Annotated in this window: 21 protein-coding genes; 6 read left to right on the top strand and 15 right to left on the bottom strand. The window is 62.2% G+C overall.

What is annotated here, in order from left to right:
• Positions 1–49 precede the first annotated feature (49 nt).
• Positions 50–769, top strand: a complete 720-nt coding sequence (locus tag NP511_RS10040) for an Sjogren's syndrome/scleroderma autoantigen 1 family protein (protein WP_049965296.1) — start codon at positions 50–52, stop codon at positions 767–769.
• A gap of 246 nt (positions 770–1015) precedes the next feature.
• A complete protein-coding gene (locus NP511_RS10035; protein ID WP_049965297.1) occupies positions 1016–1873 on the top strand; it encodes a phosphatase PAP2 family protein in 858 nt (285 codons plus the stop codon).
• Between the two features lies 1 nt (position 1874).
• Here NP511_RS10035 and NP511_RS10030 read toward each other — a convergent pair whose 3' ends face one another.
• The 8 genes from NP511_RS10030 to NP511_RS09995 form a co-directional block, all read right to left on the bottom strand.
• Positions 1875–4310 carry a DEAD/DEAH box helicase gene (locus NP511_RS10030; protein ID WP_049965298.1) on the bottom strand — a complete coding sequence of 812 codons (2436 nt, stop codon included), beginning with the start codon at positions 4308–4310 and terminating at the stop codon, positions 1875–1877.
• A gap of 755 nt (positions 4311–5065) precedes the next feature.
• Positions 5066–6010, bottom strand: a complete 945-nt coding sequence (locus tag NP511_RS10025) for a hypothetical protein (protein WP_136396884.1) — start codon at positions 6008–6010, stop codon at positions 5066–5068.
• A 426-nt stretch (positions 6011–6436) separates the two neighbouring features.
• Positions 6437–7264, bottom strand: coding sequence for an ABC transporter permease (locus NP511_RS10020; protein WP_049965300.1), 828 nt, complete (start codon positions 7262–7264; stop codon positions 6437–6439).
• A 256-nt stretch (positions 7265–7520) separates the two neighbouring features.
• Positions 7521–8732: an MFS transporter gene (locus NP511_RS10015; protein ID WP_049965302.1), complete on the bottom strand. Its 1212-nt coding sequence runs from the start codon at positions 8730–8732 to the stop codon at positions 7521–7523.
• A gap of 99 nt (positions 8733–8831) precedes the next feature.
• Positions 8832–9416 (bottom strand): diacylglycerol/polyprenol kinase family protein, encoded by a 585-nt coding sequence (locus NP511_RS10010; RefSeq protein WP_006648411.1) that lies wholly within the window; start codon positions 9414–9416, stop codon positions 8832–8834.
• A gap of 145 nt (positions 9417–9561) precedes the next feature.
• Positions 9562–10191, bottom strand: coding sequence for a DUF7978 family protein (locus NP511_RS10005; RefSeq protein WP_144240367.1), 630 nt, complete (start codon positions 10189–10191; stop codon positions 9562–9564).
• A gap of 166 nt (positions 10192–10357) precedes the next feature.
• Positions 10358–12127, bottom strand: a complete 1770-nt coding sequence (gene glyS, locus NP511_RS10000) for a glycine--tRNA ligase (protein ID WP_049965304.1) — start codon at positions 12125–12127, stop codon at positions 10358–10360.
• Positions 12120–12971, bottom strand: a complete 852-nt coding sequence (locus NP511_RS09995; protein WP_006648408.1) for a CBS domain-containing protein — start codon at positions 12969–12971, stop codon at positions 12120–12122. Before NP511_RS09995 ends, glyS begins: the two co-directional genes overlap by 8 nt.
• A 129-nt stretch (positions 12972–13100) precedes the next feature.
• On the opposite strand from NP511_RS09995, the gene NP511_RS09990 reads away from it, so the two are divergent.
• The gene (locus tag NP511_RS09990) at positions 13101–13262 is read left to right on the top strand and encodes a DUF7556 family protein (protein ID WP_162834891.1); all 162 of its coding nucleotides are present in this window, start codon (positions 13101–13103) and stop codon (positions 13260–13262) included.
• Positions 13263–13440: 178 nt separating this feature from the next.
• Complete coding sequence (locus NP511_RS09985) at positions 13441–13962, top strand: DUF7974 family protein (protein WP_049965305.1); 522 nt, start codon at positions 13441–13443, stop codon at positions 13960–13962.
• A 158-nt stretch (positions 13963–14120) separates the two neighbouring features.
• Here the strand turns inward: NP511_RS09985 and NP511_RS09980 are convergent, their stop codons facing one another.
• Positions 14121–14276 (bottom strand): hypothetical protein, encoded by a 156-nt coding sequence (locus NP511_RS09980; protein ID WP_162834892.1) that lies wholly within the window; start codon positions 14274–14276, stop codon positions 14121–14123.
• Between the two features lie 270 nt (positions 14277–14546).
• On the opposite strand from NP511_RS09980, the gene NP511_RS09975 reads away from it, so the two are divergent.
• A complete protein-coding gene (locus NP511_RS09975; protein ID WP_136396882.1) occupies positions 14547–14816 on the top strand; it encodes a hypothetical protein in 270 nt (89 codons plus the stop codon).
• A 1085-nt stretch (positions 14817–15901) separates the two neighbouring features.
• Here NP511_RS09975 and NP511_RS09970 read toward each other — a convergent pair.
• The 6 genes from NP511_RS09970 to NP511_RS09945 all read right to left on the bottom strand — a co-directional run bounded on the left by NP511_RS09970 (position 15902) and on the right by NP511_RS09945 (position 23645).
• Positions 15902–16795: a hypothetical protein gene (locus NP511_RS09970; protein ID WP_136396881.1), complete on the bottom strand. Its 894-nt coding sequence runs from the start codon at positions 16793–16795 to the stop codon at positions 15902–15904.
• 668 nt (positions 16796–17463) lie between these two features.
• Positions 17464–18783, bottom strand: coding sequence for an ABC transporter ATP-binding protein (locus NP511_RS09965; RefSeq protein ID WP_049965307.1), 1320 nt, complete (start codon positions 18781–18783; stop codon positions 17464–17466).
• A complete protein-coding gene (locus tag NP511_RS09960; protein ID WP_006648403.1) occupies positions 18776–19936 on the bottom strand; it encodes an ABC transporter ATP-binding protein in 1161 nt (386 codons plus the stop codon). The genes NP511_RS09965 and NP511_RS09960 overlap by 8 nt, the downstream gene beginning before the upstream one ends.
• 2 nt (positions 19937–19938) lie before the next feature.
• Positions 19939–20967 carry an ABC transporter permease gene (locus NP511_RS09955; RefSeq protein WP_049965308.1) on the bottom strand — a complete coding sequence of 343 codons (1029 nt, stop codon included), beginning with the start codon at positions 20965–20967 and terminating at the stop codon, positions 19939–19941.
• 2 nt (positions 20968–20969) lie between these two features.
• Complete coding sequence (locus NP511_RS09950) at positions 20970–21971, bottom strand: ABC transporter permease (RefSeq protein WP_006648401.1); 1002 nt, start codon at positions 21969–21971, stop codon at positions 20970–20972.
• 96 nt (positions 21972–22067) lie between these two features.
• Positions 22068–23645: an ABC transporter substrate-binding protein gene (locus tag NP511_RS09945; RefSeq protein WP_049965309.1), complete on the bottom strand. Its 1578-nt coding sequence runs from the start codon at positions 23643–23645 to the stop codon at positions 22068–22070.
• 291 nt (positions 23646–23936) lie between these two features.
• Here NP511_RS09945 and NP511_RS09940 point away from each other — a divergent pair, with 291 nt between their 5' ends.
• Positions 23937–24356, top strand: coding sequence for a PPC domain-containing DNA-binding protein (locus tag NP511_RS09940; RefSeq protein WP_049965310.1), 420 nt, complete (start codon positions 23937–23939; stop codon positions 24354–24356).

Here is a 24356-nt window from a genome sequence, read left to right as displayed (position 1 = left end):
AGCCGTCGCTGTCGCAGCTTTTTCGACGCCCCGTCACTTCTAGACGGACATGAGCGACTTCGATAAGGAAGCCGAGCGCGAGAAACTCCGCGAGAAGTACGAACAGGACAAGAAAGAGCGCGAGGCAACCCAGCGGATGAGCGACCTGCTGCTCAAGGGTGCGACGATGACCAACGCCCACTGTGGCACCTGTGGCGATCCGCTGTTCCAGCAGAACGGGACCACGTTCTGTCCCAGCTGTCACGGCAACCCGGACGCCGTCGAGGGGACCGATCTCGAGGCCCAGCCGGCCGAGGGAGCTGCCCCCGAGGGAAGCGACGACGAACGGGCCGAATCGGCGTCGACCGACACCGCCGCACCGGGCGCTGCTGGGACCGAATCCACGACGGGCGACGGTGTGGCCCCGACCGACCAGCGACATGATGACCGAACCCCGACCACCGACGACGCGACTCCCCCGAGCGCCACCGACCGCACGCGGTCGACTCCGACCGAACCCGAGCGCCAGCCATCGACGGCCGACGCCGCCGGCCGCGACGCCTCGCGTTCGCCGACCGACGACCGCTCGAGCGACCCCGATCCGTCGCGACGCACTCCCGCGGCGACCCCGTCGTCGGTCGACGGCGACCTCGAGGCGGCCCGCGACGCGCTGGTCCGGTCGCTCGAACGGTTCGCCGAGGAGGCGGCCGCAACCGACGACCCGCGGTACGCGCGGGACTGTCTCGCGGCGGCTCGCGAGGCTGGTGAAGCGCTGTCGACGCTGCGGTAACCGGTTCGACGCGCCGGTGTCGTCTTTCTCGCCATGGCACCACGGTTCCCGCCGTCGCCCCGGCTCGAGGTGATTGACGTACCAATAGATATATATTTGATATAGATGTATGCTATCGTGAGTTTCCAACAGATGGATAGATCGACCGGCGCGTGTGTCCCGTCCGGTCAGTACCGCCCTCCCCGGGCGACCGACGTCTCGCCCGGCCCCGTCAATCGGTCCACGATCACCTACTAATCCCCACCCATGGCACTCGGATTCGTCGTACTGCTTACGGTACTCGTCGTCTGCATCGGACTCGTCGCGACCTGCGTGGCGTGTCTCGATCGAACCATGCTCGGCCGGACGATGGCCGACTACGATCGCCGATTCGTCGAGATCGTCCCCTATCTCGGTGTCACGGCGCTGTTCTTCGTGGCAAAACGTGCGACACACGGCCACACGCTCCGCATCTCGAAGGCGCTTGACTGGGACCTCACCGCCGAGATCTACGCCGTCGAAGGGGAGTTCGTCGCGTGGCTCCAGACGATTACGCCCGAGGCCACGCTCGAGTTCTTCTCGGCGATGTACATGTTCGGGTTCCCGTACCTGCTGGTGACCGCGCCGATCCTGTACTTCCTGCTGTCGTCCCAGCGGTATTTCAAGGAACTCCTCGTCTCGTATCTGCTGAACTACGTGATCGGGGCGCTTTTCTACACGCTGTTTATCGTCTACGGGCCGCGCAATCACCTGTCGTCCGTCGACGGACTGATGTACTCTTTCTACCCGCAGACACAGGAGGTGACCGCGGCCGTGTCGGCGAATACGAACGTCTTCCCGTCGCTGCATACGTCGCTGACCGTCGTCGTCGTGTTGCTCGCGTGGCGCTCCCGACGGGAATATCCGCGGTGGTTCCCGATCGCGTCGTTCGTCGGCGCGTGCGTCGTCTTCTCGACGATGTATCTGGGCATCCACTGGCTGATCGACGTCGTCGCCGGCGTCGTCCTCGGCGTCGGGGCCGTCGTCGCCGCCGAACGGATCGTCGACCGGGCGGAGGGCGACGCCGGCCCGACTCCCGCGTCCGACGAGCGCGAGGACGGGATCGCGTCCGGCCCGAGCGACTGAGCTACCCCGTGTAGTCGCTCCCGACGACCTCTCGAATTCGCTCGGCGGTCACCTGCCCGACGCCGTCGGCGTCCTGTAACTCGTCTTCGGTCGCGATCATCACGCCCTCGACGGTCCCGAACTCCTCGAGCAGCGAGCGCGCCGTCACGGGGCCGATCTCGGCGATCGAGGCGACGACGTACTCCTGCTGTTCGGACAGCGTTTTGGACTGTTTCTCGCCATGGACTGACACCTCCCGGTCCGACACTTTCTGTTCGCGGCCGGCGATCACGTCGAGCAGTTCCGTCGTCTCGTCCTCGCCGCCGGTCCGCAGGACGCTCGCGCCGAAGTCGACCGCCAGACTCGAGAGCGCCCCCCGGATGGCGTTGGGGGCGACGTTGCGCTGTTCGTACAGCCCCTCGCCCTCGACGATCACGATCGGCCGGGAGTAATGGCGCGCCATCGCGCCGACCTGCTCGAAGACCGAGCGGTCGCCCCCGACCAGCGAGTCGACGAAGTCCGCGACCGACTTGCGCTCGACGACGACGCGATCCGACAGGACGTAGTCGCCAACGTCGAGCGTCTCGAGTTGGACCTCGATCGCCTCGCGTCGCGAGAGGTCCCGCGCGATGTTGGCGTCCATCTCGCGCTGGTCGGCGACGATCCCGACGGCCTCGCCCTCGGCGTGGGGTTCGTGGGTCTCGACCTCGTCGTCGGCCGGGTCATCATCGCTCGAGCCGGCGGCGTCGGCGGCGAAGTCCTGCAGTCCGGGCCGGTCCGTGACCCCCTCGCTTCCGTTGGAAGAATCGCCGACGGCGTCGGGATCTCCATCGTCGTTGTTCACTTCCGCTGTACGCTTCCCGTCGCCGAAGTCGGCGAGCGACTGCTGGGAGTCGTCGAGTTCCTCTGCCAGCTCGTCGGCCATCCCCTTGAGGTCGCGCAGTTCCGACTCCATCTCCTTCTCGCGCCGCCGGGAGATCCAGAAGTAGGCCTCGTCGCGGGTGTCCTCGGCCATGAGGACGACGACCCGCCCCTCCGACTGGCGGCCGGTTCGGCCCTTCCGCTGGATCGACCGGATCGCCGTCGGCACGGGCTCGTAGAAGAGGACGAGATCGACCTCGGGGACGTCCAACCCCTCCTCGGCGACCGACGTCGAGACCAGCACTTCGAACTCGCCGGCGCGGAACTCGTCGAGGACGGCCTGCTGTTCCTTTTGGGTCATCCCGTCGGAGCCCTCGCGGTCGCCCTGCCCGACGAACCGCTTGGCGTCGAAACTGTCCGAGAGGAACTCCGTCAGCGCCTCGGCGGTGTCCCGCGATTCGGTAAAGACGATCACGCGCTCGCCGCCCTCGAGGCCCAACGTTTCGGCGAGTAACATCCGCGCCTTGCTGTATTTCGGGTGGATCTCGTCGAAGCTCTCGGCCTTCCGCATCGCCTCGCGGACGCGGGGATCCGAGACCATCCGCTGGCTGGCCTTCGACGCCCCCGACGAGCGGGCCTGGTTGCGCTGGCGGTCGAAGTACCGCCGGACCGCCTCGACGCTCTGGGTCTCGACCAGCGTGACGGCCTGCCGGAGCTTCATCACCTCCGCGTGGATCGACATCCCCTCGAACCCCTCCGACTGGTCGTTGTTGATCAGCTCCTGGAGTTCGGCCCGCATCCGATTGAGATCCTTCTGGGACTGGTCGGGCTGGGTCGAACTCGCGACGCCCAGTTCCTTGAGCTTCTCGAGCCGTTCCTTGATCACCTCGTTTAACGCGTCCCGGATCTCGAGGACGTCCTCGGGGAGGTCGATCCGCTCCCACTCGACGTCGGTCTCGTGGGTGAACTCGTCGACGTCGGCGTCCTCCTCGGTCATCACCTCGACCTCGTCGAGGCCGAGGTTCTCACAGACCTCGAGGATTGCTTCCTCGTCGCCGCCGGGCGAGGCGCTCATCCCCGTCACGAGCGGCCGTTTCGCGTCGGCGTGGTAGCGCTCGGCGATGTAGTTGTAGGCGTAGTCGCCGGTCGCGCGGTGGCACTCGTCGAAGGTGATGTGGGTCACGTCGGCGAGCGAGATCCGGCTCCCGACGAGGTCGTTCTCGATCACCTGCGGCGTCGCCATCACGACCGTCGCCTGCTCCCACATCTCGGCGCGGTCGTCCGGACTCACGTCGCCCGTGAAGACGACGATTTCGTCGTCCGGGATCTGTAGCGCCTCCCGGTAGAAATCGGCGTGTTGCTGGACGAGGGGCTTGGTGGGGGCGAGCATCAGCGCCTTCCCGCCGACCTCCTCGAGCCGTCGTGCGGTCACCAGCAGGCTCACCGTCGTCTTCCCCAAGCCGGTAGGGAGACAGACCAGCGTGTGATGGTTCGCGGCCGTGCCGGCGAGCTTCAACTGGTAGAGTCTGCGCTCGAGGAAGTCGGGCTCGAGGAGCGGGTGCTCGATTGAGGGCGGTTCCTCGTCCTGTGCTGCCATTGCCGGCGGTTCGACGCGGCTGCGGTTAAGCGTTGAGAAAGCACGGTGGAAGTATAACTCCCGTGTATTGCATTGTGGTTGGCTTCCTCAGGGGTGTGTACACGACGTTCTAGGATATGATCGTCCCTGCCGCTGGAACTGTCTGAACCCCAAGGGTCATGCTCGGACCGAGAACGATACTGTGCCACCGACTGGTGGCTCCGGAAGCGCCTCTATCGAGCTGCCGATCGATTCTTCGACACACACTTATCGACGACTGAACGAAACGAAGGCCTCGAGGATCTACCACACCCGTTAGTGCGTTGTATCGTTCGAGAACGATCATGTGTCCATCGGGCTGCTATCCATTTCGGTAGGAGAACTGAGTAGTACTTCTATTTCTCTGGCTATTTATATACCTCGTACAATGTGAGTATAGCCCCGGATGCGTGTAAGGCGACGGCACCGGGTCGTAGCGACTCTTCCATAAAGGCAATTGTTAGTGCAGCCACCCACACTAGCGCCAACGGAAGCTCGAACAGCGGACGCCCCTTCACGACACCAAGAGCAGTACTCAGTACTCCTCCCATCCCGATACTGACGAGAATGACTACCCAACTTATAGAGAATCCCTGCACAAAACAGACAACGCCTGACACTACCGTTAATAATACGAAAATGACAGAATCGCGCCACCTATCGCGATAAGTTATATCCCTGCTATCCATGGTTAGTTTCCACTACTTAGGGTAAAAAATCTTCTGATGATGTAATCCTTAGACTGGAAGGTGAACGTTATAATCAAATTCCTTGCTAGCTCCCATCTCGTCCCAATCCTTGTAGTAGCCGCCCGCGACCCCCATCATTATCGTTGGGCTGGTGTTCACGCCGAAAGGATACTCTTCGTCTTTGTCCCAGTACGACACTGTCATTGAAGCCTTGTTTGGAATCATTTCGAGGTCGATAAGTTGGTCCACCGCAGCAGCGAACCCTCCACAGCCGACTGCAGCGGCCGCTCCGCTCCATCCACCCGTGGGGATGGAACCGGCAGCACCAGCCACGTAGCAGACCAGGGCTGAAAGGCCTGAGACTCCGATACTGCTGAACGCACCTCCACCTTGGAGGTGGAATTCGACCGCGCTGTGGTTATTGAACGCAATGTCTCCACAGGAGTCGGAGATTTTCTTGGTATCGACATCGTAATCCTCGATGAAGTTCTCCGGCGTGAAGTCAGGCCCTTGCGCTTCTATTCCGCCGGTAGTGCTGATGTTGCTCGCGGTGACCGCCGTATCGATCTCCCCGAACTCCAGCGGATGGCCACTCTTCGTGGCTTCATACGTTGATTGCGTGGACGGGCCGTTCGAATGCCTATATTTCTCGGCTTCTCTGAATAGGTATTTCTTCCCAGATACTTCGACGATAACCACTGTAGCATTATCTTCAGTTTCGACCCGCTTTCTGCTGATGTTTTCTCCACTGCAATTGAACTCGTCACTGTTGCTCCGGTCAGAACCGCTCTCCTTCGCACTGGCAGTTCCACTCGCACCGAGGATCAGGCCGCTGCCAATCGTTGCACTGGTAGTTCGGAGGACGTTACGACGATGGAGTCCATCTCGACTATTATTGTCTTCCACCCACCATATTATTATCGACCAATAATATAAATTTTCTCCCATTATCACCCTGGTTAAACCATCAGATACTACAATAATAGTAGTCACAATGGTGGTGGTATCCGAGAGATAATTGACAAAATTATCGTTCGAGCAGCTTTAGATTCTGAAACGCAACGCTTGATCACGAGATACGGTGAACTGGTTATCCGGATCGACGAACGATTCGTCGATTTGACTCCAATTCCGACGTTGCGAGGATCACCGATGTTATCGGCGTCGATTTTATACGAGATTCGACACGCTGTCGCCGCGGCTCGATCGACGGCACCGCCGTATCCTCGTCCGTCGCTGCCATTGTCGGTCGTTCACCGCCGCCCCGAAGAGGGTTCCCGTACCGCGGTGAAAGTGAACGCGCGGGACGACGGCGCGCTCGCGTTCGGGTCCGCACGCCACGGTGACGGAAGAACGGGGCCGAGACGCACTGTCGCAGGACGAGAGCCTCGAGGCCGGTCGGGACGCGGTACCGACCGCTTACAGTTCGGCTCGGTTGAAGTTCCAGCAGCCGAGCGCGATCGGTCCGCCGATCCACACCGCGAGGAGGACGAACGCGAACCAGTGTTGGAGGTAAAACGGAACCTCGCCGCCGCCGCTGACGGCCGTCGAGGCGCTGGTGACGTCGTCGTTCCACAGCGAGGCGACCGCGTTGGCGATGTCTTCGCTGACGGTCCCGAGTTGAAACCGAGCGACGAACGTCGCCGCGTGGCCCTCGAGGAGTCCGAACGCGTCGTTGATCGCGGAGAAGATCCCCTGCCAAGAATATACGAGAAAGAAGATGGCGAACCCGGCGACGGACGCCCGCGATTCCGATTTCGTCAGCGCCGACGCACAGAGGCCGATGTTGAGGAAGATGAATCCGAAGCAGACCATGACGACCAACACGCCGAGAAACTGGACCACTGCGAAGCCGGGAATCCCGACGGCGAGGATGACCAGCGCCGGGAGGTAGCCGACGAGGATCGCGGCCGTGAACACGGCCAGCCGCCCCAGTAGTTTGCCGGCGTACACCTCCGTTCGCGTGTGCGGACAGGCTAACAGGAACTTGATGGTTCCGTGTGACCGTTCGCGAACGATCGATTTGATGCTCACGAGCAACGCCGTGACGGGAATGAGGACGGTCATCACGAACACGGCCGAAAAGACGATCGCGGGCGGGAGGCCACCCTCGACGTTGGTGTCCGCGGTCACGTCGTAGAGGGCCACGACCGGCAAGAACAGGACGAAAAGCCCCATGAGAAGCCACAGTTCCTTCGACCGAACGGCATCGCGGAACTCCTTTTTCGCGACGGTGAGCGTACTCATGGTCTCACCGCGGCCGTTTCGGTCGCGACGGTGTCGGCACTGTCTCGGTTTGCCATCGTCACGCTCGCTGCCGCTGGCATAGTCCAACGTTTACCCCCGCTGTCATTAAAACGTTTGATTTCTAACCATAGTAGCAGAACGAAATCCGCCGCGCTTTCGTCCCGACGACGGCCGACGCTGCCGACGGACTCGCGGCCGGTTTTCGAGGACCGGACCGACTGGGCCGATGGACGGTCCGACGATCCCGATGACCGGCCTACTGCTCGGGCAGCCACCACGTCAACCCGATCGCGACGACGACCAGTCCGGCCAGGGCGAGGTACGCCTCGTCGAAGTAATTCCGGTCGGCGAGCGCGCCGAACGCGACCGGGCTGATCGCCCCGATCGTCATGTAGACGGTCCGCAGGAACCCCAGCCCGGTCCCCTGCATGTCCGAGGGAAACGCCGAGGTCATGTACGGCAGGGTGATCGTCCCGTAGCCGAGGATGCTCGAGAGGAAGACCGTCCCGACGACGATCGGCCAGAACCCCTCGAGGACGGGGAGCGCGACGAGCGAGACCACGACGACACCCAGGACCGGTGGCAGCGATTTCCGGATGCCGAACCGGTCGTACAGCCGGCCGGTCAGCGGCTGAACCACGATTCCGGCTGCGAAGAAGGCGCTGAAGAGCCCGGTCGCGACGCTCTCCGAGAACCCCTTGATCTCGATCAGATAGGTGGGGTAAAACCCGGTAAAGGCCTGCCAGACGCAGTAGGTCAGGATCTGGATCGCGGTCACGGTGACGATCTCGGGCCGGCGCAGCTCCGAAAGGACGTATCGGACCGTCTCGAGCGAGACGCTGTCGACGGCGCTGTCCGCGCCGGAGGTGTGGGCCGGCACGACCAGCCGGAGGCCGACGGCGACGAGCGCGAAGGCGGGGACGACGAGGCCGAAGCCGTACTGCCAGGCGAAGGCCGAGGCGATCCCGCCGGCGGCAAGCGGCAGGAGGGTGTTGCCGGCCTGGCCGGCCGCCATCGTGACGCCGATCGCCGTGCCGTCGTTGTCGGGGTAGACGTCCGACAGCGTCGTAAAGCGGGCGACGCCGTACAGTGCGGTCCCGAAGCCGAAGGCTCCGGTCGCGAGGTAGACGACCGGCGCGGAGCCGGCGACGGCGACGACGCCGAGGGTCACCGCCGAGACGAGCGTACTCGCGACGAGGACGTTCCCCTCGCCGAACCGGTCGGCGAGCAGTCCGCCGGGAAGTTGGCCCAGTGCGTAACAGAGCCAGAGAGCGGTCAGCAGGAAGCCGGCCGTCGTCAGATCGAGGCCGTAGGCCCGCCGGAGGTAGGGCAGCAAGACGGGGTAGGCGAGTCGAACGCCGATCGAGAGGAACCAGCCGGCGGCGACGGCAACCAGAATCTCGCCGCGGCCGTCCGTCAGGAACGACCCCACGTTCGACAGCTTCGTCCGCGCGCTTGACAGCGACACTGTTGCCCCTCTTTCGCTGTCGATCGCCTTGAGGGACCCAGAACGGTGTGCGTTTGCCGGTATCGGAACCACGGTCCTGCGGCGCTGCCCTCGAGGCCGCTACAGCGGCGCGAACTCGAGGGCCGCCCACGCTAGACAGGCCGCGTAGATCGGGATCGTCAGGTTGTCGTCGACGATGTAGGTCCGGACCTCGAGGGTGACGCCGTCGGCCAGTGTCGCGCCCACCGCGGCGATCAGCGCCGCGGTGATCGGCAGGAACGGGATCGCGATGAGCGTCGAGACGAGAAACATCGTCCCGAGTACCTTCGGCGGCTTGACTCGCTTGAGGGTGTTGTCCGAGACCGCGCCGCTGATCGGGTCCCCCAGTGCGAGCATCAACATTGCGGGCAGCGCGATGTCGGGTTCGAAGACGACCACGACCGCCGCCATACTGATCAGATAGAGCGCGTAGGCGGCGGGGTTGTCCTGTTCGTACTCGCGGGTGAGAACGTCGTAGAGCCGCCAGTCGAGTCCGATCCGAAGTCGGAGGAACTCGAGGACGAGTGCGCCGGTCGCCAGCACGACCATGAGGAGCCGGAAGCCGGTCCAGGTCAGCCCGGCATCGAGGGCGTCGGCCAGCAGCCAGAGGGCGACCAGTCCCGAACCGCTGGCGTGAACCAGGCGGCGCTTCAGTTCGTCGGCCATCACGTCGTGCCTCGGGAGAGGTGACCTTCAGTCCGTCGGTTAGTTCTCCGGACACCTATATAGTATATAAAGGCTCGCGGGACGGGCCCGTCTCGAATCGAGGGCCGGGTCCACGAGATGACTCGGCGGGTGCCGTCGATCGCCGTCAGCGGTTCCCGCGGACGTAGCCGCCGAGTCCGCCGAACCCGACGGTGAACAACGCGCCAAAAAAGAGGAGTCCGAGCCCGAGTTCCGGCCCCGCGACGATCTCCGGATCCTCGACGGAGAGGACGAACGTACCGAGAACGAACAACGGGAGATAGCCGACGGCGACGCTCGCCCCGGCGGCGGCACTGCTCTCGGCCGACAGCGAGGATCCCGCCCGTCCAGCGATCACGTATCCCGTGAGAAACAGAATCGCGGCCGGGATCGCGTTGAACACCAGCGGATTGAACTCGGGCGCACCGACGGCGGTGAGCTGGTTGAACAGGTCGAAGTAGCCGTCGGCGACCGTCTGCGAGCCGAAGCCACCGCCCGCGTTGAACTCGATCGGCGTGTTCACCCGGTGTGCGTTGTAGAACGGGTACCCGACGAACTCCGGCACCGGAAACACCTCCTCGAGATCGGGCTCCGTTTCGGCCGCATCGAAGATCCGGTAGGTGAAATAGCCAGTCGTAATTATGAATACTGTGATGAATGATAGGATGCCATAGATTATCCCGCCGATCGGACGGATACCTTCCGTTATTGGCTGGCTAGACGACCGTGGCTCCGTATTCGTCTCTTGTAAGGACACACATCAATCACGTAATTTGTAAAGAATAAAATTTGTGGCGGACGTTCCCGGACACGAGCGACGACTCACCTGCGCTCGGCGGCGTTGGCCGCCGATTCGCGGGGCAGTCGTCGTCCACGGGCGCGTCCTCTCCGGCCAGTCCCGTCTCCAACCGCGAAACGGTCGCTTACAGCTCGTCGAACGCCAATTCGCCGGCACGGATCGCCGCCAGCGTCTCGGCGAGATCGTCCACCGGGAGTCGCTTCTGCTCGGTCGTGTCGCGTTCGCGGACGGTGACGGTCGTCTCCTCGTCCTCAACGGTCTCGAAGTCGACGGTCACACAAAACGGCGTGCCGACCTCGTCCTGCCGGCGGTAGCGACGGCCGATGTTCCCCGAGTCGTCGTACGTGACCGAGAGGCCGGCCGCGCGCAGGTCGTCGACGATCTCGTTCGCTTCTGTCTCGAGTGCGTCGTCGCTTTGCAGCGGGAAGACACCGACGAAGGTGGGTGCGACCTCTGGCTCGAGTTCGAGGTAGGTCCGCTCCTCGCCGTCGACTTCGTCCTCGCGGTAGGCGTGGTGGAGAACGGTATAGACCAGCCGGTCCACGCCGAAGGAGGGTTCGACGACGTGGGGCGTGATGTGTTCGCCGGCCTCGGTCTGTTCCTCGACCGCGAAGCCGGTCTTTTCGACGGGGATCTCGTGGGTCTCGCCCTCGAGGTCGATCTCGACGCTGTCACCCTCGAAGGCCGAGCGGTCGCGGGCGGCGAGGTCCTCGAGTGTCCCGACGACGGCCTGGGCGTCACCGCCGAACTCCGGACCCAGATAACTCATGTCGGGGTCGACGGTGGCGCGCTCGACCGTCTTGGGCTCGTCGTACTGTTTGAAGATGGTAAACCGGTCGTCGGAGTACTCGTCGTGTTTCGAGAGGTCGTAGTCGCCGCGGTAGGCGAAGCCGGCCATCTCGATCCAGTTGCCGTCGACCTCGCTCTCGGCGTCCCAGCAGTCGCTGGCGTAGTGGGCCCGCTCACCCGAGAGATGCTGGCGGAACCGGAACCGGTCCATGTCGACGCCGACCGCCTCGTACCACGGCTTGGCGACCCCGAGGAAGTACGCGACCCACGGGCTCGAGACGATCCCCTCCTCGACCGCCGCGCCGATCGTCGTCTCGATCTCCTCGCCGCCCTCCTCGTTCTGCTCGCTGGCCGGGTAGAGCGTGACCTCGACGTCGGCGACGCTCTCGAGGTCGGGCTCGTCGGTCTCGGGGTCGATGAAGTACTCGAGTTCGGCCTGCGTGAACTCCCGGGTCCGGATGATCGAGCGCCGGGGGCTGATCTCGTTGCGGTAGGCCCGGCCGATCTGGGTGACGCCGAAGGGCAGCTGGTTGCGGGCGTACTCCTTGAGCCGGGGGAACTCGACGAAGATGCCCTGGGCGGTCTCGGGACGCAGGTACCCGGGCTGGGCGTCGCCGGGGCCGATGTTCGTCGCGAACATGAGGTTGAACGTCTCGACGGCCTGGCCGGCGAGGCCGGCGCCGCAGGACGGACAGACGAGTTCGTACTCGGCGATGACCTCCTCGACGTCCGGAATGGGGAGGCTCTCGGCGTCCTCGTACTCCGTGTTGTCCTCGACGACGTGGTCCGCGCGGTGGCTCTCGCCACACTCCGGACACTCGACGAGCATGTCGTCGAAGCCGTCCAGATGGCCGGAGGCCTCGAAGACGGGCTCGGGCATGATGGTCGGCGCGTCGATCTCCATGTTGCCCTCCGCGACGGCAAAGCGGTCGCGCCAGGCGTCCTCGACGTTGCCCTTCAGGGCCGCACCCTGCGGCCCGAAGGTGTAGAAGCCGCCGACGCCGCCGTAGGCGCCCGACGACTGGAAGAAGTAGCCCCGCCGCTTGGCGAGTTCGACCAGTTTCTCGCTCGTTACCGCCGTCTCCTCGGTGTCGTCGTCACTCATAGAGTGCCTCCAACAGATCGATGTCGCGAGCGATACCGACGAGGTCCTCGCCCGTGACTATCGGGATCTGTTCGATATCGTTGCTGATCATTCGCTGTGCGGCCTCCTGGACCGACGTGTCCGCCGCGACCGTCACCACGTCGTCGCTCATGAACTCCCGGATCGAGCCCGCGGGGATCTCGATGTCCCGCGTCGGGAGATAGCGGCTCCCGACGGCCTTGATCCCCTCCCAGGACCAGTCGTCGTCCTGGTCGCCGAAGTTGTCGCCCGTCTCCTCCTCGCCCTCGACGATCCGGGCGACCTCGAGGATGTCGACCTCAGTCAGCACGCCGCTCATTCGACCCTCGTCGTCCAGCGCGACGGTGTAGGGGACGTTGGCGTAGGAGAGTTCCCGCTCGGCGACGGGCAGGGGCGTTCCCTCGTAGGTCGTGTTCACGTCCTGGCTGGCGTAGGCGTCGACGGTGCCCTCGGTCGCCTGATCGCCGGCCGCGATCGCGTGGATCACGTCGGTCACGGTAACGATCCCCTCGAACTCGCCGTCGACGACCGGCACGCGGCGCGCGCCTTCCTCGACCATCGTCCGCGCGACGTCCGCGAGCCCGGTTTCGGCGGTCGTCGTCGGTACCTCCTCCATCAACATGACGAGCTGGTCCTCGTCGGGCTCCTCGATGAGTCGCTCTCGGGAGATCAGACCGCGGTACTCCGGCCCGTTGTCGGTCGGTTTGACGACCGGGACCGACGAGAACGATTGCTCTTGCAGGTACTCGAGGACGTCCGAGCGGGTCCCGGGCAGGTCGGCGGTAACCACGTCTTCACGGGGCGTCATCGCGTCGGCTACGTTCATATCCCGTCGGTACGGCGAAAATGAGTATAAACCCAGTGTTTCACGGACCGACGTTCGATCGGCGACCGGTCATTTGGCTGGACAGTCCGATTCGATGCGTTTATATGTGAGTGGTTGTCACTCACTCACATGGCGACGAACCCCCACGCCATGGCGTCCGACGAGACGATCGTCGGTTCGATCGATTCGACGGCCACGAGCGATGAGTACGTCATCGCGGACATCTCGGCCGACGGTGCCTGGCTGTCCATGCGGGCCGATGACGCGCTTGCGCTTCCGGCCTGGCGATAACTGGGGGTGGGATGGGATCGATTGTCGCGTCCGGTCGCGACTGCGCTGTTTTCCGTTGTCCGCGTTCCGACGCGAGATGGCCCCGATCGGACGGCTGCCGCGATGTCGACGTTCTCGCCGTTTTCAGCACGTCTCGAGCGGCCATACCGTTTAGTGGATTCGGGTGGTCGCTACGGCCATGAGACGCTCTCGGCCGCGACGCGACGCGGAACCCGACCCGAGCGACGGCGACGAGTTCGGCCTCGAGCGCGCGCGCTCTCGTCCCTCCGTCGTCACGGCCCTCTCGCGGTTCGTCCCGGCGGCGCTCGCCCGCCGCTCGATCGCCGTCTCCGTCGCGACCGACCGCGAGGTCTACGCGCGTGACGACCCGGTCGAGATCACCGTCGACTTCGAAAACCGGCTCCCGGTCCCCGTCGAACTCCGGACGCCCCGCCAGCGCCGCTGGGGCTGGACGATCGACGGCCACCTCGAGGCCACCGACGAACGCCGGTACACGCCGGACCGACCCGCTACGTTCGACTTCCGCGCCGGCGAACGAAAGCGCGCGTCGGTGACCTGGAACGGCCGCCTCGAGCGGACCGACGGCGACCGCCACGAGTCGGTCGTCCCCGACGCCGGCGAGTACGAGATCCGGGCGTTCGTCGCGACCGCTGCGGGGACGACTCGGCCGGCCGACGCGACGACGATTACGATCAACTGACTGGCCGAGGCGTGGCTACGAGAGGAGGATATCGATCGGGAACGACGGCGCGTCGCTCCCGATCGGAAAAACCGCGTGTCGTCCGTGACTCGCCGGTATCGGTTCGGCCCCGTCGTCGGGGCGACTCGAGCGGTGCATGCTCAGTCAACTCCTTCGGCTTAGCCGGTGAGGAACCCGCCGGGCGAGACCTGCGTCGCCGGCCGGCCGTCGTCGGTCGTCTGGACGCCCGTGAACGAGGGCGAGTGTTCGATCGTTCGCTGTACCTTCGCGCCGGTTTTCGTGTGCGTTGCCAGGATGGCGAGCATCTTACTCATGTATGAGTAAATAGTGGGGGTCCACTCATAAGTATTATTGCGATGATCGACCGTGTTGGATGATCCCCTCTCGGACTATCTGTGCATGACTGTCACGGGATCGAAAAGCCGTCAACGGTTCGATAGCCAGTCTATCGCGGCTATCAGGCACACAAACGCCGGTTCGTGCTTTGCGATGGGAACGATGGCTACGTTGTCATCGCCTCTCTGTCGCGGTTAGCTAAATATAAATGGGAAATTATTTTACGATACAATAAATACAATTATTTAATGGAGCCTGTCGTTTTCCTCGGTCTGACAATCGTGTACGTATCGATACACGTGCTACTGTCAATTCTTGTATTGAGAGACGCAGAGAAACGGGGAATCGAAAATTCGGTGACGTGGGCCACAATTGTTGTTGTCTTCTCTGGGGTTGGACTCGTTGCCTACCTCATCAGACGGACTATGCCCGAAAGTGAAGCTAAGGACTCTGAAGATGCAGGCTTTCTACTCCCCGAAAAAGAGCATTCCGATGACTCATCACACACAGACGAGTGACCGAGTTATTTTATTGAACCATTCGTTATATTGGTTCCCTGTACTGATCACTCACTACTCATTCCAGACCGGCCCTTGATCAATGTCTCATTCGTGCGTTGTATTCACATGGCTGCTGAAACCCATCTCTGATTGAGGGTTTCAACAGGACTGAAAAATTCTATTGAGTGGGTATCTCGTAGTGGTGCTATAGTAGCTCTTGAAAGTCAATCCACACCCGTTCGCAGGACACGTTACGATCGGTGTGTATCTCGTTTCAAGAGCTACTATAGGTTCATTCTCCGTAGTGTTTATCCTGACTTTGGTGCGAGAACCATTCTATTCCGGCGAGGAAGTCATCCGCTCACCCTCGTTACTAGAGTTAGTGTAGTACGTGTCTTGATTTACTGGAACTGACGTCCACGGTTTGGAACTCTCCTTCCAAAATATTTCTGAACGCTCTATCTCTCCGTAATTTACTTCGATTCCAGACATAAACGCCATACTAACTGTTGGCGACGGATAGTCGCTTCGCAAATGCACTTTACCCCGAGTCAACTGGTCCAAATCCGGCGTATCGATTTCCCAGCGAAGCGGGACAGTATATGCCTCATCTTCAGTCGGTTTCGAAAAGTCGAGAATAGCCACAAGCTGATCCGCGGCAACTTGATATGCCTGAACGGACTTGATACTCGGTCTTGGCTCTTTATCATCTTCACGAAATTGGCACCCTGCTAACCCAATTCCAATCCCTACTCCACCAGTCGTAAGAATGCTCCGCCGAGAAACACAGCTTTTTGGCTCTCTCATTTTATCCCTTTCGCTACTAATTTTTCTACTAAATAAATAAGTATAACGTTCTGGCCGCATTTTGTGGTATCAGGCATAGCTAAAGTAGAATCCGAGTTCACGTTGGTGGCAGAATGTAGATTGGTTTTGAGCCTTGAAAGTACGTCTCTAGGTAAATTAGGTTGGGTATTGAGTTCTGGCCACTTGGTATTTGACTTTACTCTACAAAACCTAAGCAATCCTGTCGCCACAATTACTAAAATGAGCGATCTCAGCTACTGAATATGTATAATATACCTGTCTATTTATACCCTTAACTAATCTTCTCCTCCAGTTACCGGGACATAAATAGTATAGTCAAGCGTCTTATTATACTGGTCAGTGGGTTCACGATTTCCAGTCCAGTCAGTAGCTGGTTTATATAGAGCATTGTTAAGGGTCTGGTTCACGGATACATCAATAGTATCTGAACCCAGTTCATTAGCAGGTGGGAATATGTGCGAATATTCAATATAATGGCCTAATACAGATTGGCCACGGTTGTGTGCATGCCATTCTCTATTGATGTCAGAACCTATCGTAGACTGTTTATAATTTGAATAAATCTGCATGGCGGTGTATAGACTGGATATCCCTTCTCCAAAACTTGAATAAAGGAGAACCGCTCCTTCAGCAATTGCATCGGTCTCCGAAGGTGAATCATTATTTTCGGACCTTCCAAGTACGGAAACTCCCCAATCAGTGTCATCGTGGGCTACTGTTGATACTTTATTGGAATGTTCAGTATCTACGTTTATTTCACTCCATGACCGGAAAAGATCCTCGGTTCCTGTAGTGCCATCATCTAGTTCGTAACCAGTAGCGGCACATGCCGTTGCGGACATATGAACAGAATACTTTTGGGCCCCCTCATCCCATTGAAGCCCATTAGACAGTTGGCGAAATTGGCAGCCTGCGGTTGTATAACTTATTCCACTACCAGTCGGAAATTCAGAACTTGCCGATCGTTCAGTTGAATTCCAACCTCTGTTAGCGGAAATATTATCCTCACTACCACATATCCCTTGTGGACAAGTATACCTTTCAGTACCAATATCTGAGTCTGCCGCTGTAGTGTTTGAAAAAAGGGATATTCCAATTACCGTGCCACTCACAGTCCCTACTTTCTTTAAGATAGTGCGCCTCTTACTGTCAATATTCTCGCCTTTCATTTCTAAATATTACTTTGCCATTGCCATGTTTATATCTTTCGCTACTCATGCTTGGTTGCATTTATACTCTACAAATAATATTGATAATGGGTTGGGAGCTTCGATGATTATGATGGCATCTGATTGATAACAACCATCAAACACAGCACGTCCTGCAGGTCCGCATATCGAAAAAGTCCCGCAGAACTTCGCACCTGTCCGATCGTAGTTCGTTGTTGAGTAGTCACGAGAGGGTAGTCGTGAGCGGCCTGCCTCCCCGTCGAATACTTCGATGTACGTCCGGTAATCTGACAGGAGATTGAGGACCCACGGTGACAGTCGAGTCGCTTGCCCGGGTACAGGAAAACTGAGTTCAGTTGATTGGTCATCTCGATACCCTCCGGTCGACAGACGCTCGTACTCCGACGGATCGCCCGCCAGGAGATCGTTGGGACGCTCCGGTCAGCCGTACCGGTGGCCGTACTCCATGTCCATCGTTCTAGGTGGCCGTCGTGGTCGCTTGCCGTGACCGTGTACAGTGGTCTCTCGTCGGATTTGTTGGCCGCGTTACTGTGCAGCCCTCGTAACATGCCGTTTCGCAGCAGCACGAACGCGTCGGCCTGTACTTATCGTTCGAAGGGTCGTCACAGGACGTGACTGCGACCGTCCTATGACACTTTCAGCACTTGTCATCGGTGCAGGTGACAGGCGGCGAACCGCTCCCCGTCGCTGGACTCGAGGTCGTAGGCCGGCCGCTCGCGGGCACAGACGCTCGCTTCGGCGAAGGACTCGAGCAACAGGTCGGTCGCGGCTTCCCAGCGGTCGGCGTCGTCGCCGTCCGCCTCGCCGTCGGTGGCGACCAGATCGATCGCCTCCGCGACGATCGAGCCCGCCTCGCCACGGGGCAGCGTTCCGTCGAAGAACTCGGCTTCGATCCGTGCCGCCGGCATGGGTTCGAACGTCCGCCGTTTGACCGCTCGCATGAACGCCCGCGTCCGCGGCCACTCCTCGCCGGTCCAGTCGTACGCGTCGGGGGCGATCAGGCGCGGACACCGCGTCCGGAACCGACATCCCGAGGGCGGATCGACCGGGCTCGGCACCTCGCCCTCGAGGACGCCTCGGGAGCCGCCTTCGCGGGGATCCGGGACGGGAATCGACTCGAGCAGGGCGCGGGTGTAGGGATGCTGTGGGTTCTCGAACAGTTCCTCTTTCCCCGCCAACTCGATGATGTGGCCCAGATACATCACCGCCACGCGGTCGGAGATATGGCGGATGACCGAGAGGTCGTGGGCGATAAAGAGGTACGTGAGACCGAACTCCCGCTGCAGTTTCTCCATCGTGTTCAGCACCTGCGCCTGAATCGAGACGTCCAGCGCGGAGACGGGTTCGTCACAGACCACGAAGTCGGGATCGACCGACAGCGCCCGTGCGAGGTTGATCCGCTGGCGCTGCCCGCCGGAGAAGGCATGGGGATAGCGGTTGTAGTGGCGTGGGTCGAGCCCCACCTTCTCGAGCAGTTCCTTCGCGCGGGCCTCCCGCTTCTCGTCGTCTAACATGTCGTGGGCCCGCATCGGCTCCTCGATGATTTGCCCGACCTTCATCCGCGGATCGAGCGATGACTGGGGATCCTGGAAGATCATCTGCATGTCCGAGCGCGTCTGCCGGAGTTCCTCACCACCGAGGTCGGCCAGGTTCTCCCCTTTGAAGTAGATGTCTCCCTCGGTCGGCTCGAGCAGGCGCAGGATCGTCCGCCCGAGCGTACTCTTGCCACAGCCGGACTCCCCGACCAGTCCCAGCGTCTCGCCGGGTCGAACCTCGAGCGAGACGTCGTCGACCGCTCGCACCCGCTCTTGCTCGACGCTGAACGGCGGGAACTCGCTCGCGTCGAACTGCAGGCCCGCGAACAGTCCGGACTCCTGCCCGAAGTGTTTCGAGACGCCGTCCAGTTCGAGCAGCGGCCCCTCGCTGTCGTACTCGCGGTCCTCGTCCAACCGGAGCCCGCTACTCACGACCCTCACCCCCGTCGTCGGCCGGGTTCGGCGCGAGTTCCGACGCAGTGCCCTCGGCCACCCCGTCTCCGGTTTCCCTCGTCGCGCCCGCAAGCGGCGGACTGCCCTCGTAGTCGACATCGAAGGCGTCGTGTTTCACGCAGGCCGCCCGGTGGGGCTCACCGTCGGCGTCCGCGACCACCCTCGTCTCGGGATGGACGCGCTTGCACACCTCGCGCGCGTCGGGACAGCGCGGGTGGAACCGACAGCCCGACGGCGGCTCGATCGCCTCGGGCATCACCCCCTCGATCGCCTCGAGTTCCGTGACGGTGCGGTCGGGTCGGGGGATCGAGTCCAGCAGGGCGTCGGTGTAGGGGTGTTTCGTCTCGTAGAACAGCTCGTCGACCGGTGCTTGCTCGACGATCTCGCCGAGGTACATCACGTTGACCCGGTCACAGATCTCGGCGACCACACCCAGGTCGTGGGTGACCCAGACGAAGCTCGTGCCGTATTTCGACTGTAGCTCGTCGACCAACTCGAGGATCTGGCCCTCGACGGTGACGTCCAGTGCCGTCGTCGGCTCGTCGGCGATGATCAGACTGGGTTCGCAGGCCAGCGCCATCGCGATCAGCACGCGCTGGCGCATCCCGCCGGAGAACTGGTGGGGGTACTCCTCGTAGCGCTCCTCGGGGTCCGGAATGCCGACCTCGCGGAGCATGTCGATCGCTTCTGCGCGAGCCTCGTCGGCCTCGAGGCCGCGGTTGAGTTCGATGAACTCCCGCAGCTGGCCGCCGACAGTGAAGACGGGGTTGAGCGACTCCATCGGGTCCTGGAAGATCACCGCGATCTCGTTGCCCCGGATGCGGGTCCGAATCTCCTCGTCGGAGAGGGCGTCGTCTCGCTTTCGCAACTCGCCGTCGGGGCCCTCCTCGAGGCCGAAGATCGTCTCGCCCTTGTAGGTGATCTCGCCGCCGACGATCTCGCCGGGGGCCTCGACGAGTCCCATGATGCTCATCGAGGCGACCGATTTCCCGGCGCCGCTCTCGCCGACGAGGCCGACGATCTCGCCCTCGCGGACCTCGAAGGAGATGCCGTCGACGGCGCGTACTGTGCCTGCTTCGGTGAAGAACTGGGTCTTCAGGTTCTCGACGCGGAGTAGTGGTTCGGAACTCATTGTCAGTCGTCGATTCGGGGGTCGAGGGCGTCCTGCAGGCCGTCGCCGAACAGGTTAAAGCCCATAATGGTGATCATGATCGCGATACCCGGCCAGATCGAGAGCCAGACGTTCGAGTGCATGTAGCCGTGGGCGATGTTGAGCATCTGCCCCCAGTCCGGCGTCGGCGGCTGTGCGCCGTAGCCAAGGAAGGAGAGCCCGGCGACGATGAGGATCGTCACGCCGATCTGGAGCGTCGCGTAGACCAGGACCGGCGCGAAGCTGTTGGGAACGACGTGACGCAGGATGATCTCCCGATCCCTGACGCCGGCCGCCCGCGCCGCTTCGATGTAGTCCATCTCGCGGACGCTCAGCACGCGACTCCGGATGATGCGGGCGAAGACGGGGACGAACGCGATCCCGACGCCGAGGACGGCGTACCAGATGTTCGCGCCGCCGACGAAGACCGTGAAGACGATGATGAGGATCAGCGGGGGGATCGCGTACACCGTCTCGACGATTCGCATGAGGACGTCGTCGACCCGGCCGCCGTAGTAGCCGGCGACGGCACCGACGACCGTCCCGCCGGTGAGTCCGATGAACGTCGAGACGATCCCGACGAACACCGACACCTGCGTCCCGTAGACGATCCGCGTGAAGTAGTCCCGGCCGGTGTGGTCGGTCCCCAGCGGATGCTCGAGCGTGCCGCCGGCCGGCAGCGGGTTCCACGGCTGCTCGGCCAGCGGGAAGTACGGCGGCATGTGTTGGGTTCCCTCCCCCGGCGACGGGATGTAGGTCGGGTGATCGAAGATCGGCAACAGCCGCGCGAAGGTGTAGTCCGACAGGACGCCGAACGTGAGCAGGGAGAGGTTGCTGTCGATCGCGGCGTAGATCGCGACGAACAGGACGACCATGACGACGTACAGTCCCCAGCGGGCCGTCGTGTCCGCTTTGATCCGTGCGGCCGTGTAGCGCCAGCCGACGCGGGCCTCGATGTCGTCTTCGCTTTCCGTCTCTCGATTGTCTTCGAACTGTGATTCACTGACTGCCATGCTTATTCTCGCTCACCGTAGGTGACTCGCGGATCGACGTACGCGTACGAGATGTCGGTGATGATGACGCCGACGACGAACAGGACGCCGAGCATCATCGTCACGCCCATCACGAGCTGGTAGTCGTTTCGCTGGATCGCGCCGACGAACAGCTGTCCCATTCCGTTGATGTTGAACACCGTCTCGACCAACACCGCGCCGCCGATTGCCGTCGACAGGTTGAGTCCGACGATCGTGATGATCGGTAACTGGGCGACCTGGAACGCGTGCTTTCGCAGGACTGTCCGCTCGGGCACGCCGTAGGCACGGGCCAGCTTGACGTACTCGCCCTGCAACGACTCGATCATCTGGGTCCGCTCGACGCGCATGATCGTCGCCATCTGCAAGGTCCCCAGTGCGATCATCGGCAACAGCAGGTGTCTGGCCGACTGATAGTACAGCTCGAGGTGGCCATCGATTCCCCGATAGGCGCTCGGCGGTCGCCACGGGTAGTAGAGCCCGCTCGAGGGGAGCCAGCCGAGCTTGACGGCGAAGACGAGGATCAGGACGATCCCGATCCAGAACGAGGGGGTGCTGACGCCGACGAGCGCGGCGATGCGGGAGACGTGGTCGGTCGGTTCGTTGCGTCGGTCGGCGGCCACGACGCCGAGCGGGATCGCGGTCGCCAGCGCGAACACGTACGCCGAGACGACCAGCAACAGCGTCGGTCCGAGCCGGTCCAGTATCAGGTCGGTGACCGGCCGCTCGTAGTAGATGCTCTGTCCGAGGTCTCCCTGTAGCAGCCCCGCCATGTACGTCAGGTAGCGTTCGTGTAACGGCCTGTCGAGCCCGTACCGCCGTTCGATCGCCCTGACCAGTTCTTCGCTGTGTTCCTGGCCCTGAAGCATGAGGCTAACCGGATCGCCCGGTCCCAGGTTCGCCAGCAGGAACGTGATGACGGAGATCCCGATCAGGACCGGGACCGCCTGTGCCAGCCTGTATACCGTGTACTTGAGTAGCTTCATTGCTCAGCGAGTCGATCGCGTTGGTCGTCGGACGATGCGACGCGGTCGAGGGGAGTCGACGGCCCGCCGACCGCGACGGGATCGCCGTTCGTCAGTTCACTCCATCGAGACGTTCGTGTACTCCGCGACGAGGGTCGGATTCCTCGTCACCTCCGGATGCGCCTGGAGGTCCTGGACGTAGTTTCGGGAGGCCATCGTGTTGTCCTGCGTAAACGCCGGCAAGACGGGCAGTTGATCGACGATTTCCCGGATGACGGGTTCGTAGATGTCGTAGCGGTTCTCCTGACCTGCCGAGTTACGCCCCTCGGCGATCGCCTCGTGGAACCCGTCGCTACCCCCGTAGTAGTGGCCCTGATTGGTTCCCGCCTGGCTCTCGTGGAACAGCGGGTAGAGGTAGTAATCGGGGTCGGGACCGCCGGTCCAGCCGAGCAGGTACATCTGGTAGTCGTCGGCGTTCCCGCTGGTGTAGGTATCGACCAGCGTCGCGAAATCCAGTACCTGTACGTCCGCGCCGTACCCGATCTCGTCCAGTCGGGTCGCGATCCGCTCGGCCAACTGGGCACGGATCCCCTCGGGCGTGATGATCGTCGGGGTGAAGTCGTCGGGCGCGTGTTCATCGAGCAGCGACTGGGCCTGATCCGGATCGTACTCCGGCAGCATCTCCTGATACTCCTCTTCGGGGAATCCCCAGACCTCGTTGACGACCGGCGGGATCGGGCTGTACATCGGCGAACTCACGTTGCCCGCGTTCGACTCGATGAAGTCCTGCATCGAGAACGAGTGGGCGATGGCCTGTCGCACCTCGGGGGTGGTCGTCGGCCCCTCGTTGCAATTAAAGGCCATGTACATGAACGTCGGGCTCTCGGCCGAGTGGAGGGTCACGCCGTCTTCGTTCTCGAGGACGTCCCAGTCGTCGTTTGGAATGCCCGCGATGACGTCGGTGTTGCTCGCCCTGATGTCGGAGACGCGACCGGCGGGATCACCGTGGGCGACGAATCGAACCTCCTCTAAATTCGGCTCGAGGTCGCCCCAGTAGTCGTCGTTTCGCTCTAAGTCGACGTATTCGTTTTCTTGCAGGTCGGCGAACTCGAACGGGCCGGAGCCGACCGGGTCCGTGTTGAACGCCTCGCGGTCTTCGGTCCGGACGCTCTCCGGAACGACCGTCACGCCCATGGTCGCGAGTTCGAACGGGCCGTAGGGCTCCTCGCCGAGGTCGACCTGCAGCTGGTAGTCGTCGATGACCTCCGTACTCTCGATCATGTCGTACTCGGAGGCGTTCTCCGTCTCCTCTTCGACGGGTGCGGTAAAGGAGTGGGCGACGTCCCCCGCGGTCACCTCGTCGCCGTTGTGGAACGTCGCCCCTTCCACCAGTTCGAAGATGTAGCGCGTGCCGTCGCGCTCGACCGTCGGCTCGCCGGCCGCGAGTTTCGGCTGTAACTCGAGGCCCTCGTCGTACTCGTAGAGCCCGTCGAAGACGAGCTGAATGACCTGAAAGCTGTACGCGTCGTTCGAGACGACCGGATCGAACTGCTCCTCGCGCGATTGTTCCTGCGTGAAGTGGAACCGATCGCCGTCTCCGGAGCCGCCCCCACCGATACAACCCGCAAGCGCCGCCGCGGAGACGGCGGCGCCCGAGGCGAGTAGCCGTCGTCGCGTTGGGTAGTCCAGCACCATCCTGTGGAGAGTTATCACCCAACCCATTTTGGTATCGACCGAGTACGGCGTGCAATCAGCTCTTACTAACGGAGAATACGTCTACTACCGGTTCCATCAGTGAGACGATTCGGCCAGCGATGAACCCACCTGTGCATCGATGTCGGTTCGCGAAGTCGGGGCCGTCGCCGTCACGAGTCGGGCCACGACGCGGGGTCACGCTTGTGGAGTGAACGGCCGCTATCGACGGTCGGCGCGGCCAACGCCGACGGACCCGTGGTATTTTTCTTCAGCCGGACACAGAACACGTGTATGAACTATCGCGCCGTCGAGACCACCGAAGAGTACGTCGCCCGACTCGAGACGGGTGCCGACTGGCGGGCCGAGATCGAGTCGCTGGCGGACGCGGTCGAGGCCGAGGCCGGCTGGTTCACCGCGCTCGGCGCGGTCCAAGACGCCGAACTCTGGTTCTACGATCAGGACACCTGCGAGTACGCCCCGATCGAGTTCGACGAGCCGCTCGAGGTCGCCAGCTGCGTCGGCAACGTCTCGTGGCTCGACGAGGAGCGGTTCGCACATACTCACGCCGTCCTCTCCGACGACGAGGGTCGGACCTACGCGGGCCACTTGAACGAGGCGACCGTCTGGGCCGGCGAGGTCCACCTGCGCGTCTTCGAGGAGTCCCTCGAACGCGAGTACGACGAGCCCACCGAACTGGATCTCTGGCTCTGA

Source organism: Natrinema thermotolerans (assembly GCF_031165565.1).
Classification (GTDB): Archaea; Halobacteriota; Halobacteria; order Halobacteriales; family Natrialbaceae; genus Natrinema; species Natrinema thermotolerans.
The sequence above is the reverse complement of the archived record's forward strand: the minus strand, read 5'-3'. Positions and strand labels throughout refer to the sequence as shown.

What these genes read in the sequence shown, in the direction of transcription:
- NP511_RS09980 (WP_162834892.1), bottom strand. Translation starts at nt 14,276, where the DNA reads ATGAGTAAGATGCTCGCCATCCTGGCAACGCACACGAAAACCGGCGCG.
- NP511_RS09970 (WP_136396881.1), bottom strand. Translation starts at nt 16,795, where the DNA reads ATGAAAGGCGAGAATATTGACAGTAAGAGGCGCACTATCTTAAAGAAA.
- NP511_RS09945 (WP_049965309.1), bottom strand. Translation starts at nt 23,645, where the DNA reads ATGGTGCTGGACTACCCAACGCGACGACGGCTACTCGCCTCGGGCGCC.
- NP511_RS10035 (WP_049965297.1), top strand. Translation starts at nt 1,016, where the DNA reads ATGGCACTCGGATTCGTCGTACTGCTTACGGTACTCGTCGTCTGCATC.
- NP511_RS09955 (WP_049965308.1), bottom strand. Translation starts at nt 20,967, where the DNA reads ATGGCAGTCAGTGAATCACAGTTCGAAGACAATCGAGAGACGGAAAGC.
- NP511_RS10010 (WP_006648411.1), bottom strand. Translation starts at nt 9,416, where the DNA reads ATGGCCGACGAACTGAAGCGCCGCCTGGTTCACGCCAGCGGTTCGGGA.
- NP511_RS09985 (WP_049965305.1), top strand. Translation starts at nt 13,441, where the DNA reads ATGAGACGCTCTCGGCCGCGACGCGACGCGGAACCCGACCCGAGCGAC.
- NP511_RS10030 (WP_049965298.1), bottom strand. Translation starts at nt 4,310, where the DNA reads ATGGCAGCACAGGACGAGGAACCGCCCTCAATCGAGCACCCGCTCCTC.
- NP511_RS09960 (WP_006648403.1), bottom strand. Translation starts at nt 19,936, where the DNA reads ATGAGTTCCGAACCACTACTCCGCGTCGAGAACCTGAAGACCCAGTTC.
- NP511_RS09995 (WP_006648408.1), bottom strand. Translation starts at nt 12,971, where the DNA reads ATGAACGTAGCCGACGCGATGACGCCCCGTGAAGACGTGGTTACCGCC.
- glyS (WP_049965304.1), bottom strand. Translation starts at nt 12,127, where the DNA reads ATGAGTGACGACGACACCGAGGAGACGGCGGTAACGAGCGAGAAACTG.
- NP511_RS09990 (WP_162834891.1), top strand. Translation starts at nt 13,101, where the DNA reads ATGGCGACGAACCCCCACGCCATGGCGTCCGACGAGACGATCGTCGGT.
- NP511_RS10020 (WP_049965300.1), bottom strand. Translation starts at nt 7,264, where the DNA reads ATGAGTACGCTCACCGTCGCGAAAAAGGAGTTCCGCGATGCCGTTCGG.
- NP511_RS09950 (WP_006648401.1), bottom strand. Translation starts at nt 21,971, where the DNA reads ATGAAGCTACTCAAGTACACGGTATACAGGCTGGCACAGGCGGTCCCG.
- NP511_RS09975 (WP_136396882.1), top strand. Translation starts at nt 14,547, where the DNA reads ATGGAGCCTGTCGTTTTCCTCGGTCTGACAATCGTGTACGTATCGATA.
- NP511_RS09940 (WP_049965310.1), top strand. Translation starts at nt 23,937, where the DNA reads ATGAACTATCGCGCCGTCGAGACCACCGAAGAGTACGTCGCCCGACTC.
- NP511_RS10040 (WP_049965296.1), top strand. Translation starts at nt 50, where the DNA reads ATGAGCGACTTCGATAAGGAAGCCGAGCGCGAGAAACTCCGCGAGAAG.